We start from the raw sequence: 16,161 nt of genomic DNA on the forward strand, positions 1-16,161 counted from the left end.
AGATAGCTGGTCTTCACAGGCTCACCTGATCCGCGTAGGCTCCCTTTCGGGCCGGGCACAGGCCCGTATCCGACGGGTTATGCGGTGACGCTTGTCCGCCCCGGTTTCCCCTGGGTTTTCACCCTGTCGGCATTCGCTTCTCGGATCATCCTGTCCTGCTGGAGAGTTGGGCCTTCGTTGCCTCCGGCTTACCGTGATTTCACGGACTCCAACAGGGTTTCCACGTTCCGCTCCAGTGAGACGCGGCTGGGGTGGGCGCCCTCTTTACCCCGGAACCTGCGGTGTCCACTCCCGCTTATGCGAAGACGCGGGATCGCATAGCACTCTTCCGTGCTCGGGTTCTATAGCCGCCAACTGCCCTGCCATCCGCACGACTTGGAAGTAACGAGGCGTCATCAAGGGTTCACTCACGTTCGCCCGTCCAGCCTTCCCCTTCGTCTGTGGCTGCCCGATGGCCAGGCTGCTCTTGGACTTTCCCGCTCGGCTTCACACCCCGCCGTTGCCAGCGACGCATGCGAACGTGGGGACGGACCTTGGACACTGGTCCGGGTCGGTTACCGCCTCCTCTCACTCATCCACTCAGCTGGAGCGACCTCGTGTCGCACTCACACTCCTCCCCCAGGAGACGCACGTCCTGAACGGCACGATCTGCGAGAACATCGCGTGCGGCCGTCCGGGAGCGACGGACCCGGAAATAGAGGAAGCAGCGCGCGCAGCAGCGGCCCACGACTTCATCACAGCCCTCCCCGACGGCTACGACACCCACATAGCCCCCGGCACGGCGGCCCTGTCGGGCGGCCAGCTCAAGCGCATAGCGATAGCCCGAGCCATGCTCCGCGGCGCCCCCGTCCTCATCCTCGACGAGCCGACGGCAGGCCTGGACGCGGTCTCGGCCCGCCAGATCATGGCCCCGCTGCGTCGCCTGATGTCGGGCCGTACGACCATCATGATCACCCACGACCTGAGCTTGGCCCCCGACGCGGACCGCATCCTGGTCGTGAACGGAGGCCGCCTGGCAGAGGAGGGCACCCACGAGGCCCTGATGACCCGAAACGGCGTCTACGCCCGCCTGGCCTCGCCCTTCCCGGAGCACGCACCGGGGCAGGCACCGGGACAGGCACCGGGACAGGCACCGGAGTCGGTACCGGGATTGGCCACCACCCCGGCGGACGAGACGATGATCCTCAGGTGGTAGCAGACCCCCCACGCAGGCTGTACCCCAACCCCCGCACGGTGTGGATGAGCCGAGGCTCCCCCGGACCCTCCATCTTCCGCCGCAGGTACATCACATACACATCGAGGGTGTTGGAGGTCGGCTGAAAGTCGAACCCCCACACATCCCGGAGGATCTGCCGCCGGCTGAGCACCTTGCCGGGATTGCGCAGCAGATACTCGAGCAGCCCGAACTCGGTCTTGGTGAGATCGAGCGCCCGCCCGCCACGGGTGACGGTACGGCTGGAGGGATCGAGCAGCACGTCCTGGAACCCGAGCAGCCCACGCCCATTGCCCTGGCCGGTCTCCTCAGCCGAACCGGCATGCTGCGGACTGCGCCGCAGCAGAGCCCGGACCCGGGCGAGCAGCTCCTCGGTGGCGAAGGGCTTGGCGAGATAGTCGTCGGCGCCGTTGTCGAGGGCGACGATACGGTCGCCGACGGAGTTGCGGCCGGTGAGCATGAGGATCGGTACGGTGCAGCCGGAGGCCCGCAGCCGCCGGGTGGCGGCGAGCCCGTCGAGCACCGGCATGGTGACATCCATGAGCACGAGATCGGGCTCGCCGCCCGGCCCCCCGATGAGATCCAGCGCGACCCGCCCGTCCCCGACGAGCACGGTCTCGTACCCCTCGAACCTGAGCAGCCGCCCGACCCCGTCCCGCACATCGGCATCGTCATCGGCCAGAAGAATCGTCCTCACCATTATCTAAAAGTGTGACGATCGGCTGTGCCGGGGCTGGTACCTGGATGTGCGTGAGCTGGGGAGGGCGCGGTGGGGGTGTCACCTGCACCGGCTCGCCCCGACGCGCCGATTGTCCGCGTCGTAGGCGTTGCCGTCGGCGTCGTAGAAGACCAGCCCCTCCTTGTCGCCGTGCGTCATGCGGTCGACGGTCTGTTCCACCTCGTCGAGGTAGCCCGGTGTGGCACAGGCGCAGGCGAAGGGCAGCCACTTGCCGAGCATGTCGTCGAGCGCCGAGTGATCGAACTCCGCGGCGGCGCTGAGCCACTCCTGCTCGAAGACCTGCAGCCAGTCCGGGCGCCGTTGCAGAGCCGTGCGGATCGCTCCGGGAGTTCTCTCGCAGGAGTTCGGATCCACCTCGTTGACCATGATCGGACTCATTTCCTTCGCAGCTGGGGCCGCCCACGCTATGGGCGGATACGCCAGAGCGGTCGGCTACGAGCCACCTCACACCCCGGACGAGTGCAAGCGCGCGCCTCTGCTGACGGCGACGTGCAGCGCGTCCCGCAGGGACTCCAGTGACCTGGTGAGCGCGAAGCGCACCGCCTGCTCACCGGCGTCGGGGTCGGTGAGCACAACCCTTGCTCCGGCGAGCACTTGTCGGCCCGAGTCGAGTTGGGCGGCTTCCACGTCGTCGGCGAGGAGTGAGAGACGGCTGAGCGAGCTGTCCGTGCTGAGGTAGCAGGGCTTGCCCTCCGGGTTGGTCCAGGGGAGCAGCCGGAGACCGACGGGTACGTCCGTCTCTTCGGGGCAGTACACGCGAGTACCTCCATCGAGTGCCAACGGCAGTGCCGTGACGAGCGGTGATTACATCTCGCACCCAGATCGTCACTGTTCGCGCGTACGCTGCGGAAGGGGTACGGCGGTGTCGGCGGCCCCGGGCAACGAGGAGGGGTGATATGGCCGAAGTGGTTGACGGGGCACCGGAGTCGGGACGGGCGGTGCTGGGCCGGACACTGAAGTACCTGCGGGAGAGGGCGGGTAAGTCGCTGGGCCAGCTCGCTGACGACACCGGGTACGACAAGAGCTATCTGTGTCGGCTGGAGTCGGGCGCGCGTCTGTCCAAGGTGACGGTGATGGAGGACCTGGACGGGTACTACGGGTGCGGTGACCTCCTGGTTCGGCATTGGCGTGCTGCACGGCTGGACGCGTTCAAGGACCAGTACAAGGAGTACATGAAGCTGGAAGCGACGGCCCGGGTCATGCGGCTGTTCACTCTTGGCATTCCCGGACTCCTTCAAACAGAGGATTTCGCGCGGGAGTTGTTGTCCGCAGTACGGAAGACAACTGACGGTGATGACGTCATTGAGGAACAGGTGGCGGCGCGGCTGGGGCGGCAGTACCGCCTGCGACAGAAGCCGGAACCCGATGTCCGGATCATCATGGACGAGTTCGCGCTCAGGCGCCCGGCGTCCAGCGGCAAGATCTGGCGCGACCAGTTGCTCCACTTGGAGGCTGTAGCGATGTGGCCGAACATGGCGTTGCAGGTACTGCCGTTCTCGGCTGGGGCGCATCACCATATGACTGGGTCGCTGACGCTGCTCTGGCAGAGGGATGGAAGCGCTGTTGCCTACAAGGAAGGCAATGGATGCAGCCGGTTGATCGAGGATCCGGACGAATTCCTCCTGCAGCGCTTGTCCTACGATCGACTGCGCGACATGGCGCTGTCCCCCTCGGACTCACTCGCGCTCATCAGGAACCTTCTGGAGGATCACAGACCATGACGAGCATCCCGGACCTCGGAGCGGCCCCCTGGCGGAAGTCAAGCTACAGCGAAGGGGGCGCCAACGACTGTGTTGAGGTAGCCGATGGCTTCGCCCACATAGTTCCCGTCCGGGACAGTAAGGTTCCGGCTCGCTCGTTGGTCTTCTCCGCGACCTGCTGGGCGGCGTTCGTCGCAGGTGTCAGGGACGTTCCGGAGGATCGCGCCTCATGACGAGTGCTCCGGATCTCGCCTTGGCTGTCTGGCGGAAGTCGAGTCACAGCGACGGGGGAGACAACAACTGCGTCGAGGTTGCCGATGGCTTTCCCGGCACGGTCCCCGTCCGTGACAGCAAGTGCCCGTCGGCCTGTCCCCTGGTGTTTGCGGCAGCGCCCTGGGGACGATTCGTCGAACAGTTGGCAGCCGAACAGCCCACCGCGCAACGACCTTCCGATCGGCTGGCGGCCGATCGGAAGGTCGTCCGGGACACGATCGGTGTCGACATCAGCGACGAGGAGTTCGAGCTGGCGCCGGACGTGCTCGCCAACATTTACAAGATCGCCGCCGAGAAGGTGCGGGCCACGAGGGAAGCGGCTTCCGCGAGCTCGTAGGTCAGGACGCGGTCGGCGTCCAGTCGCCCAGCCAGTCCGCGACCTCCTGGTTCGCCGCCTGGGCGTCCGTCAGCTGCGGCCGGTTGGAGCTTGCCGCCCCCGCGCCGGGGCCCGTGTTCTGGTACTCGGCGAAGCGGTCGTCCTTCCAGGAGAAGCCGCTCATGTCGGTCCAGGGGGTGGACTTGATCGCCGAGCTCAGGGTGGTGTTGCGGACCGTGGTCTGCGGGTCGACGGTCGTGTCGCCGCCCGGGTGCCAGTTGCGGCCGAGGAAGAACGAGGCCGCGGAGACGTTACCGTTCACGGTGGAGTGGTTGATGAGGATGCCCTTGCGGCCCGCGGCGGTGCTCGGGGCGGTGACGTAGCCGGCCGACGTGCCGTTCCAGCGCTTCTTCAGCGTGATGACGGACTTGTCGATCACGGCCGTCGCCCGGCCGAAGACGAAGTCGACGTTGCCGGTGATGTAGGAGTCGGCGATGTAGACGCGCCCGAGCTTGTCCTTGGCGGCGGTCTCCATCTCCAGTGTGTCCTGGTCGCCGTTGACGATCACGCCGTCGAGGACGATCTTGTCCGCCGAGGTCAGCAGCGCCACCGCCTGGTCGGCGATGTCCTGGTGCTTGGCCTCGTCGAAGTCGTTGGTGACGGTGAGATTGCGCAGTTGTGAGTCGTCGGACTGAACGGAGACCGTCGCGCTGCCGGGCGTGCCGTACGTCCCCGACCCGTCCGGCTTCGTCATCCCCGCCGCGTTGCCGTAGACGATGACGGTGTCCTTACGGCTGCTGCCCGAACCCTGGACGGTGACATGCGGCTTGTCGGCCGGGACCTTGACGACCTCGCGGTACGTGCCGGGCTTGACCGAGATGACGACGCGGGAGGGATTGTTCGAGGGTACGGCGTTCACGGCGGCCTGGATCGTCTTGTACTGCCCGCTGCCGTCCTGGGCGACTGTGAGGGTGGTGGTGGCCGAGGCCTTGGTGGTGGCCGTCGCGGTCGTCGACGTGGTCGTTGGCGTGATCCCGATCGAACTCCGCGGCCCGACACCCGACTTGAGGAGCGCGGGCACGTCCGCCGCCTTGTCCAGCGTGTACGGGTAGTAGCTCTTCGGGTTCCAGGAGGCCCCGCTGCCCCCGCTCTCGTTACGGCCGCTCGTGCCCGAGAAGACGTTCCCCCGCTGGACCAGCGTTGCCGAACTGTCCCTGATCACGGGGTTGTTGATGCCCTGGAAGTAGGAGTTCTCCAGCAGCATGTTCGTCTTGCCGCGGGAGTAGTTGCCGTACGAGGACTTGATGTCCGTCCCTGCCGCGTCCTCCAGGAAGTTGTTGTAGAGGTGCGCGTGGGCGACGTTGTCCGTGGACGGGTTGCGCTGCTCGGTCTCACGGATCCAGTTGTGGTGGATCGTGATGTCTGCGGTCGTGTTGGTGGTCCAGCCGATGCCGAACGCCTTGTTCTCCTGGCTGAGCTTGTTCCAGGAGACGGTCAGGTAGGTGGTGTCCTTACGGCTGTCGATCAGCCCGTCGGCCATGTGGCGGATGTCGTTGTGGTCGATCCAGACGTGGTGGGCGCCGTCCATCTGGATGCCGTCGAAGTCGTGCACCTTGTCGTTCCACACGCCCTGGTACGCGTCCCGGATGGTCAGGTTCCGGATGATCACGTTGTGGACGCCCTGCCCGAGGAAGAAGCCACCTCCGACGATGTGCCCGGCGGTACCGGAGCCGACGATCGTCTTGTTGCACGCGACCTTGATCTCTTTCCCGACCGGGTTCATGTTGATGGCGCCAGCCACGACGATGACGTACGGATCGCTCGCGGTCGCGTACTTTTCGAGGTCGGCGAGCGTCTTGACGGTGACCGTCTTGCCGTCCCGGCCGCCGTACGTCCCGTTCTGTCCGAGCGCGTTGACGGAGGCGAACCCGTCGGCGGTGGCGGTCGCCCAGGTGGGTGCGGCGGCGGACGCTTCGTCCTCTGCACCGATCCCGAACACCGACCCGTAGGCCAGCGTGCCGGCCGCGGTCAGGGCGAGCGGGACGCCGACCGCCAGGGCCGTGTTGCGCCTGCGGTGTTGGGGCTTGCGGCGGTTGTCGCTCATGCGGGGATTCCGTTCCGTACGGGGACCATGACCGCACATGGGTCGCCGCACAGAACGGAAAGGTTGCCAAGCTCCCGGGTGTCCCGGGTCAAGGGGGAGACGGACGCACACACCTTCGAGTGACGTCCGTCGGAAGTCCGACTTCTGCGGCCGTGTCTCCGGCATCGTCGATCTCACGTCCGAAAGGACGCCCAGGTCACGAAGTACTGATGCGGAAGGTGCGGGGCGGTTATGGTCGTTGACACGAAGCGTCGAAGGAGGACACCGATCATGGCTGCTCACGCTGCGGAACCCACACCGGTCGTCCCCCCCATGCCCGAGCGGACCCCTTGGGCGTTGCGCGATGCCATCGCCGCGGACACTCCCAGCCTCCTTCCCGACTTCGAAGCGCACTGGCGGCGGGCGATCGGCGACGCCTACGACGTCGGCCCCGTGCCCGCGTTCCTGGCCCGCTGGTGGTGCGAATACGCCATTGCCCGGGACCCGAGGCTCGACGCGCACGTGGCCGAACTTCAGCACCGCGCCGCAGAGGCGACCGACATCGCCGAGGCCAAGGTCCTGCTCGACGAGGTGGCGAGGATTCGCTACGGCACGCGGAAGCTGGAGCCCGGCGAATGACCGACGAGTTCATGGGACCGCCCTGGCAGATGGACTGGCGGCTCGATGCGCTGGCCGCTCGTGACGCACTGCCCGAGCACGCCCAGAAGATGGTGGACGAGGCCCGTGCCGAACTGGTCACGGCGAAGGATCCGTATTTTCGTGGAATCGACGCCGACGGCGACCTGCCGGAGACGATGTACGTCGAGCCTGTACGGTCGGACGATCCCAAGGGGCCGCGCATCCTGTACTTCGACCACCACCAGGGCTGGCTGGTCTACACCTTCGTCCCGCGTAGTGCGGATCCGCAGCTCTTGGTGGTAGAGGTCTTCTGGATGGGCAGCGAACCTCCTACGGACCTTCCTGAGGAGCCTCCGGCGGAGCCGTAGGCGCCCCCGGCAGCCGCATCGTCGCCACCGTGCCGCCGCCCTCCGCGCGGGCCAGGGTGACCTGGCCGCCAGCCTGCTCGACCGTGCGGGCGACGATGGAGAGGCCGAGGCCGGAGCCGGGGAGTGCTCGGGCGGACGGGGAGCGCCAGAAGCGGTCGAAGACGTGGGGGAGTTCGTCCGCCGCGATGCCCGGGCCGTGGTCGCGGACCTTCAGGACGCCGTCCGTCAGCTGCACCTCGATCGTGCCGCCCTCGGGGCTGAACTTCACCGCGTTGTCCAGGATGTTCACCACCGCCCGCTCCAGCGCCGCCGGTTCCGCCCGGGTGTACCACGGCTCCAGTGCCGCCGTGATGGTCAGTTCCGGGCCGCGCAAGCGGGCGCGGCGCAACGCCGCCTCGACCGTGTCCTCCAGGGAGATCACCTGAGCCCGCTCACCCCGCTGGCCCTCCGAGCGCGACAGCTCCTGCAGGTCGCCGATCAGGGAGGCCAGTTCTGTCATCTGGGCCTTCACTGAAGCCAGCAGTGCCTTGCGGTCTTCCGGTGGGATCGGGCGGCCTGTTTCCTCGCTGCGGGTCAGCAGCTCTATGTTCGTGCGCAGTGAGGTCAGGGGGGTGCGTAGTTCGTGGCCTGCGTCTGCGATGAGCTGCTGCTGCAGCTCGCGGGAGCTGGCCAAGGACGTTGTCATCGAGTTGAAGGAGCGGGACAGGCGGGCGATCTCGTCCTCGCTGTCCTCGTCCACCGGGATGCGGATGCTCAAGTCCTCGGTGCGGGCCACGTGCTCGACGGCTTCCGTGAGTTCGTCGACCGGGCGCAGACCGGCCCGGGCGACAGCGAGGCCCGCGGCTCCTGCGCCCAGGACTCCGATGCCGGAGACGAGGAGAAGGATGAGGGCGAGGTCGTTCAGCGTGGACTGGGTGCTCTTGAGCGGAACTGCGACCTGAAGCGCGACGCCGGGATACACCTGCCCTGGACCCCTGCCCTCACTGATGACGAGCGGGGTGGTCAGGACCCGGACGTCGTTCCCGTCGGAGTCGGTGCCATTGCGGTACAAGCCTTCGCCGCTCTTGATGACCTTCTTGTCGCTGGAGGTGGTCTTCACCGCGCCGGCGGCGCCCGAGGCGACACAGACCGTGCCATCCGACTTGACGAACTGGAGGTAGTACGAGTCCTGGCCGGCCCGGGGGTCTCCGGAGGCCGGTTCCGACGGCTGATCCGGGCAGTTCGTGAGAAGGGCCGCCGCCTGGGTGGGACCCACATGCGGCATGGCCTGGCTGAGGTTTTCGTTGAGCTGCTCGTACAGCTTCCCCTGCACGATGAACCAGCACGTCACCGAAACCGCAGCCACCGCGAACGCCACCGCCGCGGCGACCAGCATCGCCAGCCGGGCCCGGATGGGCAGCGTGCGGAAGCGGTGGACGAGGCGTTTCACTCCGCGCCGCCCTGGCGGAGCACGTAGCCCACGCCGCGCACCGTGTGGACCAGGCGGGGCTCGCCGCCCGCCTCGGTCTTGCGGCGCAGGTACATGACGTAGACGTCCAGGGAGTTCGACGAGGGCTCGAAGTCGAAGCCCCAGACGGCCTTGAGGATCTGCTCGCGGGTGAGTACCTGGCGCGGGTGCGCCATGAACATCTCCAGCAGGGTGAATTCCGTGCGGGTCAGTTCGACCTGGCGCGAGGCCCGGGTGACCTCTCTCGTCGCCAGGTCCATCCGCAGGTCCGCGAAGGTCAGCGCATCGTCGTCCGCCGCGGCACCGACGACGGACGCGGCGTAGGAGCTGCGGCGCAGCAGTGCGCGGATCCGGGCGAACAACTCGTCCAGCTCGAAGGGCTTGACCAGATAGTCGTCCGCCCCGGCGTCCAGGCCCGTGACCCGGTCGCCCACCGTGTCCCGTGCCGTGAGCATCAGGATCGGGGTGGTGTCGCCCGTGCCGCGGATACGGCGGGCGGCGGTCAGGCCGTCCATGCGGGGCATCTGGATGTCGAGGACGACCAGGTCGGGCTGGTAGACGGTGGCCTTGTCCAGCGCGTCGGCGCCGTCCACGGCGACCTCCGTGTCGTATCCCTCGAAGGCGAGGCTGCGCTGGAGTGCTTCGCGTACCGCGGGTTCGTCGTCGACGATCAGGATGCGCTGGGTGTCACGGTCGCCTTCGGCGGGGCTCATCGGTGTCGGGTTCCTCTGGTGCGGTCAGGGGCGGGGTGGCGTCTTCAGCGTCGCATGTTCCCGGCCCGGTCATAAAACGAGGAAGGGGGGAGGTGGAGAGGAGGGGGAGGAAGGTGAGGTCGAGCGGGTCAGGCTGTTCGGGACGGGGTGTGGTGGCGGGTGCGGGCCTTGGTGCGGCGGGTCGTGCCCAGTGAGGTCGGGGTCGGTGTCGCCAGTTCCGGGGCCCGGGGTGCCGGGGTGTGGAGGTCGTATGCCACCTCCAGCGCCATGGTGATGTCGGCGGCGCCCGCGCCGGCCGGGACGTGAGAAACCCTGTTGATCGTCGTGCCGTAGATGCTCATGTCCTGTCCTGTTCCTCGCGACTCGTCGCGTCAGCTGGTGGAACCCGACCGCAGCGTGGCCAGGTCGGCTTTGACGGTGTTGATCGGGATGGCGAAGCCGAGGCCGACGCTGCCCGCGTCCGAGGACGACGAGGAGCTCGAACTGGACGAGTACATCGCCGAGTTGATGCCGACGATGGCGCCGTTCATGTCGATCAGCGCGCCGCCGGAGTTGCCGGGGTTGAGCGAGGCGTCCGTCTGGAGGGCCTTGTACGTGGTCGTGGACGAGCCGGTGTCGCCGTTGAACTGCTGGCCGCCGAACTGGAACGGCCAGTTGCCGTCGCCGTTCTGGTTCTGGCCCTGGTTCTCGTCGGTGGAGACGGTCACGTCACGGTTCAGCGCGGAGACGATGCCGCTGGTGACGGTGCCGGTCAGACCCTCGGGCGAGCCGATCGCGACGACCTCGTCGCCGACCTGGACCCCGCTGGAGTTGCCCAGCGCGGCCGCCTTCAGGCCCGAGGCATTCTGGAGCTTGATGAGGGCGAGGTCCTTCTTGCTGTCGGTCCCGACGACCTCGGCGGTGTAGGACTTGCCGTTGCTGGTCTGCACCTTGATCGACGAGGCGCCCGAGATCACGTGGTTGTTGGTGACGATCTCACCGTTGCTGGTGATGATCACGCCGGCGCCGGTCGAGGTGCCGTTGCTGAGCGTGGCGCTGATCTCGACGACGCTCGGGCTGACCGCGGCGGCGATCGCGGAGATCGAGCCTCTCTTGCTGGACGGCACGACATTGGTGCTGGTGGAGCTGGTGGCCACCGTGCTCTTGCCGGTCAGCTCCTGGAAGGCGTACGCGGTGCCGCCGCCCACCGCTGCGGCCACGATCGCCACCGCGGCCAGCAGGGCTATCGGGCCCCGGGTGCGCTTCTTCGGTGCGCCGCCGGGGGCGGGAGTAGCCGGGTCGGCGGGGAAGACGGTCGTGCCGTCGCCGGGTCCGGATCCGCCATGGCCACCGGTCGAGTCGTAGCCGGTAGCCGCCGCCTGCGCCGACTGGCCCGGCCATACGGTCGTGCCCGGTTCTACGGTGACCGGCTCGCCGGGGGAGTAGCCCGGAGGCGGCGGCCACTCCGGGTTCACGGGGGAGGCGGACTGCTGCTGGGGGTACGCCGGCTGCGGGGCGGAGGGGCCCTGCGTGCCGTCACCCTGGGGGTTCTCGTACGCGCCGCTGCGGCGGAAGCTCTCGGTCATGTCACAGAGCTTGTCCCGCGACCATGAGAGCTGCCTGAGTGCCCGCTGAGAAGCCCGGCAGAACCTCGTATGCCCGTTATAAAGAGGACCTCGGCGTTCGCCCCAGGTCTCTCAGACTTCTCTCAGCAATCTCAGAGAGTCGCGCCCCCAACCTCAGAGAGTCGCAGCCCTACCCCGGCGACCGCTCATACACACCCGCACGACCGCCGCACCACCAGCCGCGACGGGAACACCTTCAGCCGCTCCCGCCGTGCCCCCATGACCCGCAGCCCGTCGTCCAGGACGAGGTCCACCGCGGCCCGCGCCATCTGCGAGCGGTCCGAGGAGATCGTTGTCAGGGGCGGGTCGGCCAGCGCCGCCTCCTTGATGTCGTCGAAGCCCGCCACCGCAAGCTCGCCCGGCACATCGATGCGCAGCTCGCGCGCGGCCCGCAGCAGGCCGAGGGCCTGGTCGTCGGTGGAGCAGAAGAACGCGGGCGGGCGGTCGGGCCCCGACAGGACATCCAGGGCCACCTGGTACGCGTCGTAGCGGTTGTACGGCGCCATGAAGAGCCGGCCATCCGTACTGATCCCGGCCTCGTCCATGGCGCGCCGCCAGCCCTCGACGTGGTCGGAGACGGGGTCGCCGACTGCGGGGGTCTGGGCGGTGCCGCCCATACAGGCGACGTACTCGTAGCCGTGCTCCAGCAGATGCCGTACGGCGAGCTGGGCGCCGCCCAGGTCGTCGGTGACGACGGCGACGTCATCGATGGCCTCGGGGCGCTCGTGGAGCAGCACCACCCGAGCGTCCCAGGCGTCTATCTCGGCGGCGGCGAGATCGTTCAGCGCGTGCGAGACGAGGATGAGGCCCGAGACGCGCATTCCGAGGAATGCCCGCAGATAATGGACCTCGCGTTCGCCGATGTAGTCGGAATTGCCGACGAGGACCATTTTTCCTCGCTCGGACGCGGCCTGTTCGACCGCGTGTGCCATTTCCCCGAAGAAGGGCTGGCGGGCGTCCGGCACGATCAGGCCTATGAGATCCGTCCGCCGTGAGGCCATCGCCTGGGCGACCCGGTCCGGCCGGTACCCCAGCTCCTTGATCGCGGCGAGGACACGCTCGCGCGTGGCCGGGGCGACCGGCCGGGGTCCATTGTTGATGACATAGCTCACCACGGCGGTGGAAGTCCCCGCCAGCCGCGCCACATCGTCCCGAGTCACCTTTGCCACGCGCGGAGTCTACGCGGAGAGACACCCGCTGGGCAGGGCTTATGGGAAAGGTGAGACGCAGTCGATAGTGCGACGGCTACGCCCCATGAGACCACGTGCGGTCCATGAGGCGTCACCCGGCTGCAGGTCGGGCGTTCGACCCGCCGTCGATCGGTCAGTCCACCGGACGCCGGCCCGGCTGCCGATCAGACCGCCGATCAGGCGTCGGCAGGGATCTCGACGGTGATCGAAGCAGTCGCCTTGTCTGTTTTGTTCGAGGTCTCCGAGCTCGCGGGCCTGGCCTGAGCCGCCTTGGCCTTCGCCTCCTCCGACGCGGAGCCGGCGCCCTTCTCGGGGGTGACGAACCGGTAGCCCACGTTCCGTACGGTGCCGATCAGCGACTCGTGCTCCGGGCCGAGCTTGGCCCGCAGCCGCCGTACATGCACATCGACGGTCCGGGTGCCGCCGAAGTAGTCGTAGCCCCAGACCTCCTGGAGCAGCTGGGCGCGGGTGAAGACGCGGCCGGGGTGCTGCGCCAGGTACTTCAGGAGCTCGAACTCCTTGAAGGTCAGGTCCAGCACCCGGCCCTTCAGCTTGGCGGAGTACGTCGCCTCGTCGACCGACAGGTCGCCGTTGCGGATCTCCATCGGGGAGTCGTCGTTGACGAGCTGCTGGCGGCCCATGGCCAGCCGGAGCCGTGCCTCCACCTCGGCGGGGCCCGCCGTGTCGAGGAGGACGTCGTCGATGCCCCAGTCGGCGGTGACCGCGGCGAGGCCGCCCTCGGTCACGACGAGGATGAGGGGACAGCCGGGGCCGGTGGAACGCAGCAGCTGGCACAGGCTGCGCACCTGGGGAAGGTCGCGCCGGCCGTCGATCAGGATGAGGTCGGCGCCCGGGGTGTCGACGAGGGCGGGGCCTTCGGCCGGGGCCACGCGCACGTTGTGCAGCAGCAGGCCGAGGGCCGGCAGGACCTCTGTCGACGGCTGGAGGGCGTTGGTCAGGAGCAGCAGAGAACTCATACGTCGTGTTCCTCCTCGGTCCCTGCGAGGACGTTTGCGGTACTGCTCTGCGATCCCGGGGCCCGTACACCTGCGGTTTCCCGCGTTGTATACAACGCTTCCGAAAGCACAAAAGGACCCGGGGGCTTCGCTGCCCGAGTCCTCTGCCCAGCAGAATAGCCCACATGAGCAACGGTCCGGCAGGTCATGTGGCACGTTCCACCATTCGTCCGAACTCCGAGACGCGCAGACGCACACCTTTGCGGACGTTTCTGCACACGGCCGACGGTATTTCGATCGATTCCGTATACGATCCCGGGCCCGCCGTATACGACGCCTCCACGCCACCCTCCCGTGACCTGGCGTTCGTCGTCGCCCACGGGTTCACCGGCGACATCGACCGGCCGCAGGTGCGCCGGATCGCCGGGGCGCTCTCCGCGTACGGGGCCGTGGTGACCTTCTCCTTCCGCGGCCACGGGGCCTCCGGCGGGCGCTCCACCGTCGGCGACCGCGAGATCCTCGACCTGGAGACCGCCGTCCGCTGGGCCCGCGATCTCGGCCACCCGCGCGTGGTGACCGTGGGCTTCTCCATGGGCGGCTCCGTCGTCCTGCGGCACGCCGCGCTGCACCCGGGCGTCGACGCGGTGGTCTCCGTCAGCGCCCCGGCCCGCTGGTACTACCGGGGTACCGCACCCATGCGGCGCGTGCACTGGATGGTGACCCGTCCGGCGGGACGGCTCGTCGGCCGCTACGGCTTCCGCACCCGTATCGACCACCGGGACTGGGACCCGGTGCCGCTGTCGCCGGTGCAGGCCGTGCCCCTCATCGCGCCCGCGCCGCTGCTGATCGTGCACGGCGACCGGGACGGCTATTTCCCCCTCGACCACCCGCGCAGCCTGGCCGAAGCGGCCGGTGACCACGCCGAACTCTGGCTGGAGCCCGGCATGGGCCACGCCGAGCACGCCGCCGGGGACGACCTGCTGCGCCGTATAGGGGACTGGGGGGTGTCCCGATAGGGGACTGGGTGGTGTTCCAGGAGGGCTAGCCTGGGTTGTCCACAGCCACCCACCATGGATATCGATTGATCGGTTGATATCAATCAATATCGATCGACATCAAGATCAAGGGACTTGAAGGACGAGATGGCAAAGGTCACGGTGCGCTATTGGGCCGCCGCCAAGGCCGCGGCCGGGGTCGCCGAGGAACCTCACGACGCCGCCACGCTTGCCGAAGCGCTCGACTCCGCGCGCGAGCGGCATCCCGGCGAACTGGTGCGGGTCCTGCAACGGTGCTCGTTCCTCATCGACGGCGATCCCGTGGGGACGCGCGGACATGAGACGGTACGGCTGGCCGAGGGCGGCACGGTCGAAGTGCTCCCGCCGTTCGCAGGAGGATGACGACACCGATGACCGACCAGCCCTACCAGCAACCTCATCAGCAGCCCCATCAGCAGCCCTACGAGGGCTACGACCCGTACGGGCAGCAGCAGTACGGGCAGCAGCAATACGGGACGCCGCGGCACCAGCAGCAGTGCGCAGGGGAGCAGCAACAGTCGTACGCCGGGGAGCAGTACCAGCAGTACGGCGAACCCCAGCAGCAGTGGCCCGCGCAGCAGACGCACCAGCAGCCCCAGCAGCACCAGCCGCCGCAGTACCCGTCTCCGTACCAGCAGCCCTACGAGGACCCGCTGCAGCAGACCCAGCAGTGGCAGGGCCAGACCTGGGAGACGCAGTTGCAGGCTCCGGTGCAGACTGCTCCGGAGCCTGCACCCGCCGCGCAGTACACGGCGCAGCCGCTCCCCGCCCCCGCGCCCATGCCGACGCCCGCGTCCGCCACGCCCGCGTCCGCCACGCCCGCGCCCGCTGCGTCGGCAACCGCGCCCTCCGCCGACGGGCCCGGCTACGGCCCCGCCACCCTCGCCGGGAATGCCCGTATCACCGACGCCCAGCGTGCCCGGCTGGAGGGCCGCTCGCCGATCATCGAGCCCGGCGGCCAGCCCGCGGCGCTCACCGCGCTGCTGGCGCTGCTGCTCGCGGGCGCGGCGGCCGTCGGCTCGTACGCGCTCGTCGTCCCGCTGGTCGTCCTCCAGGGCGTCACGGCGGCGGGCTGGTTCCGGCTGAACGGCATGTGGCCCGCCCGGCAGGGCATCGCGCTCGCCTTCCTGGGCGCGCTGGTCGCCGACGTGGCGGTGCTGGCGGCCGGCCGCTCGCACGGGCCCGCCGCGATCCTCGGCACCCTGGGTGTGTGGGTGCTGCTGTCCCTCGTGCTGAACCTGCGCTCGCACGCCGACCCCGACACCCGGATGTACGGCCTGATGGCGGGCGTCGCCTCCGCGGCCCTCGCCATCGTCGCGGGCGGTTATCTCGCGGCCGTCCCGGACGCCGTGACCGTCGGCGCCGCCGCGGTCGCCGTGGGCATCCTCGTACGGGCCCTGCCGCTGCCGACCCCGGCGTCCGTCGCCGTGGCGGTGCTCGCCGGGGCGGGCGCGGGCTTCGCGGCGGGCTCGATGACCGACTTCGGCGGCAAGGGCGCGCTCCTCGGCGCCGCCGCGGCGCTGTGCGCGTGCGTCGGCCACCGGGCCGCGAGCTACGACTACCCCTCCCGCTTCGTCCACTTCACGGCGGGCGTGGCGCTGCCGCTGACGGCGGCGGCACCGGCGGTGTGGATTCTCGGGCAGGTACTGGGCTGAACGGCTGGACGGCTGGACGGCTGGACGGCTGAACGGCTGGACGGCTGAACGGCTGAAACGGCTGAACGGCTGAAACGGCTGGCTGAGGGGCTGAACACCGCCGCTGAGCACCGCTGTGTGTCACAGGTGATCGACAATTCGGAGGCCGTCGGCGTGGACGGGGCTACAGTCACGCTCGACGGCCGTCCGTGATCCGGTGGCCGTCACGTGTTCACACCGTCAGCCGCCGAT

At 68.6% G+C, this 16,161-nt stretch carries 18 protein-coding genes and 1 pseudogene; 9 read left to right on the forward strand and 10 right to left on the reverse strand.

Annotated features, from left to right (window positions below):
• Nucleotides 1-583: 583 nt before the first annotated feature.
• Nucleotides 584-1,195: pseudogene (locus tag ACSYGN_RS21560) on the forward strand (ATP-binding cassette domain-containing protein); the annotation flags it as partial.
• Here ACSYGN_RS21560 and ACSYGN_RS21565 read toward each other — a convergent pair.
• The 3 genes from ACSYGN_RS21565 to ACSYGN_RS21575 all read right to left on the reverse strand — a co-directional run bounded on the left by ACSYGN_RS21565 (nucleotide 1,185) and on the right by ACSYGN_RS21575 (nucleotide 2,708).
• Nucleotides 1,185-1,913 (reverse strand): response regulator transcription factor, encoded by a 729-nt coding sequence (locus ACSYGN_RS21565; RefSeq protein ID WP_460398024.1) that lies wholly within the window; start codon nucleotides 1,911-1,913, stop codon nucleotides 1,185-1,187. The pseudogene ACSYGN_RS21560 and the gene ACSYGN_RS21565 overlap by 11 nt on opposite strands.
• A 78-nt stretch (nucleotides 1,914-1,991) precedes the next feature.
• Nucleotides 1,992-2,330, reverse strand: a complete 339-nt coding sequence (locus tag ACSYGN_RS21570) for a DUF6247 family protein (protein WP_460398026.1) — start codon at nucleotides 2,328-2,330, stop codon at nucleotides 1,992-1,994.
• A 66-nt stretch (nucleotides 2,331-2,396) separates the two neighbouring features.
• Nucleotides 2,397-2,708, reverse strand: a complete 312-nt coding sequence (locus ACSYGN_RS21575; protein ID WP_460398028.1) for a hypothetical protein — start codon at nucleotides 2,706-2,708, stop codon at nucleotides 2,397-2,399.
• A 140-nt stretch (nucleotides 2,709-2,848) separates the two neighbouring features.
• Here ACSYGN_RS21575 and ACSYGN_RS21580 point away from each other — a divergent pair, with 140 nt between their 5' ends.
• From ACSYGN_RS21580 to ACSYGN_RS21590, 3 genes are read left to right on the forward strand one after another with little or no spacing between them, the layout of a single operon-like run.
• Complete coding sequence (locus ACSYGN_RS21580) at nucleotides 2,849-3,673, forward strand: helix-turn-helix domain-containing protein (RefSeq protein ID WP_460398030.1); 825 nt, start codon at nucleotides 2,849-2,851, stop codon at nucleotides 3,671-3,673.
• On the forward strand, nucleotides 3,670-3,885 hold the full coding sequence (locus ACSYGN_RS21585) for a DUF397 domain-containing protein (protein ID WP_460398032.1): 216 nt from the start codon (nucleotides 3,670-3,672) through the stop codon (nucleotides 3,883-3,885). The genes ACSYGN_RS21580 and ACSYGN_RS21585 overlap by 4 nt, the downstream gene beginning before the upstream one ends.
• Nucleotides 3,882-4,262: a DUF397 domain-containing protein gene (locus tag ACSYGN_RS21590; RefSeq protein WP_460398034.1), complete on the forward strand. Its 381-nt coding sequence runs from the start codon at nucleotides 3,882-3,884 to the stop codon at nucleotides 4,260-4,262. Before ACSYGN_RS21585 ends, ACSYGN_RS21590 begins: the two co-directional genes overlap by 4 nt.
• Before the next feature lies 1 nt (nucleotide 4,263).
• Here the strand turns inward: ACSYGN_RS21590 and ACSYGN_RS21595 are convergent, their stop codons facing one another.
• Nucleotides 4,264-6,345 carry a pectinesterase family protein gene (locus ACSYGN_RS21595; RefSeq protein ID WP_460398036.1) on the reverse strand — a complete coding sequence of 694 codons (2,082 nt, stop codon included), beginning with the start codon at nucleotides 6,343-6,345 and terminating at the stop codon, nucleotides 4,264-4,266.
• A 270-nt stretch (nucleotides 6,346-6,615) separates the two neighbouring features.
• On the opposite strand from ACSYGN_RS21595, the gene ACSYGN_RS21600 reads away from it, so the two are divergent.
• Together ACSYGN_RS21600 and ACSYGN_RS21605 are read left to right on the forward strand one after the other, a co-directional pair.
• Entirely contained in the window at nucleotides 6,616-6,963 is a 348-nt protein-coding gene (locus tag ACSYGN_RS21600; protein ID WP_460398038.1) for a DUF6247 family protein, read from the forward strand.
• Entirely contained in the window at nucleotides 6,960-7,331 is a 372-nt protein-coding gene (locus ACSYGN_RS21605) for a hypothetical protein (RefSeq protein WP_460398040.1), read from the forward strand. Before ACSYGN_RS21600 ends, ACSYGN_RS21605 begins: the two co-directional genes overlap by 4 nt.
• Here ACSYGN_RS21605 and ACSYGN_RS21610 read toward each other — a convergent pair.
• The 6 genes from ACSYGN_RS21610 to ACSYGN_RS21635 form a co-directional block, all read right to left on the reverse strand.
• On the reverse strand, nucleotides 7,294-8,706 hold the full coding sequence (locus ACSYGN_RS21610; protein WP_460403634.1) for a sensor histidine kinase: 1,413 nt from the start codon (nucleotides 8,704-8,706) through the stop codon (nucleotides 7,294-7,296). The two genes, ACSYGN_RS21605 and ACSYGN_RS21610, sit on opposite strands and share 38 nt — an antisense overlap.
• Before the next feature lie 50 nt (nucleotides 8,707-8,756).
• Nucleotides 8,757-9,491: a response regulator transcription factor gene (locus ACSYGN_RS21615; RefSeq protein WP_460398042.1), complete on the reverse strand. Its 735-nt coding sequence runs from the start codon at nucleotides 9,489-9,491 to the stop codon at nucleotides 8,757-8,759.
• A 128-nt stretch (nucleotides 9,492-9,619) separates the two neighbouring features.
• On the reverse strand, nucleotides 9,620-9,832 hold the full coding sequence (locus tag ACSYGN_RS21620) for a hypothetical protein (protein ID WP_460398044.1): 213 nt from the start codon (nucleotides 9,830-9,832) through the stop codon (nucleotides 9,620-9,622).
• Nucleotides 9,833-9,862: 30 nt separating this feature from the next.
• Nucleotides 9,863-11,056, reverse strand: coding sequence for a S1C family serine protease (locus ACSYGN_RS21625; protein WP_460398046.1), 1,194 nt, complete (start codon nucleotides 11,054-11,056; stop codon nucleotides 9,863-9,865).
• A gap of 185 nt (nucleotides 11,057-11,241) precedes the next feature.
• Entirely contained in the window at nucleotides 11,242-12,264 is a 1,023-nt protein-coding gene (locus ACSYGN_RS21630; protein WP_460398048.1) for a LacI family DNA-binding transcriptional regulator, read from the reverse strand.
• A 197-nt stretch (nucleotides 12,265-12,461) separates the two neighbouring features.
• Nucleotides 12,462-13,262, reverse strand: a complete 801-nt coding sequence (locus ACSYGN_RS21635; protein ID WP_460398050.1) for a response regulator transcription factor — start codon at nucleotides 13,260-13,262, stop codon at nucleotides 12,462-12,464.
• Between the two features lie 164 nt (nucleotides 13,263-13,426).
• Between ACSYGN_RS21635 and ACSYGN_RS21640 the strand changes: the two genes are divergently transcribed.
• The 3 genes from ACSYGN_RS21640 to ACSYGN_RS21650 all read left to right on the forward strand — a co-directional run bounded on the left by ACSYGN_RS21640 (nucleotide 13,427) and on the right by ACSYGN_RS21650 (nucleotide 15,930).
• A complete protein-coding gene (locus tag ACSYGN_RS21640) occupies nucleotides 13,427-14,257 on the forward strand; it encodes an alpha/beta hydrolase (protein ID WP_460398052.1) in 831 nt (276 codons plus the stop codon).
• Nucleotides 14,258-14,383: 126 nt separating this feature from the next.
• Nucleotides 14,384-14,638: a MoaD/ThiS family protein gene (locus ACSYGN_RS21645; protein WP_460398054.1), complete on the forward strand. Its 255-nt coding sequence runs from the start codon at nucleotides 14,384-14,386 to the stop codon at nucleotides 14,636-14,638.
• Between the two features lie 8 nt (nucleotides 14,639-14,646).
• Nucleotides 14,647-15,930, forward strand: a complete 1,284-nt coding sequence (locus ACSYGN_RS21650) for a hypothetical protein (protein WP_460398056.1) — start codon at nucleotides 14,647-14,649, stop codon at nucleotides 15,928-15,930.
• Nucleotides 15,931-16,161 lie beyond the last annotated feature (231 nt).

This window comes from Streptomyces sp. YIM S03343 (genome assembly GCF_054729195.1).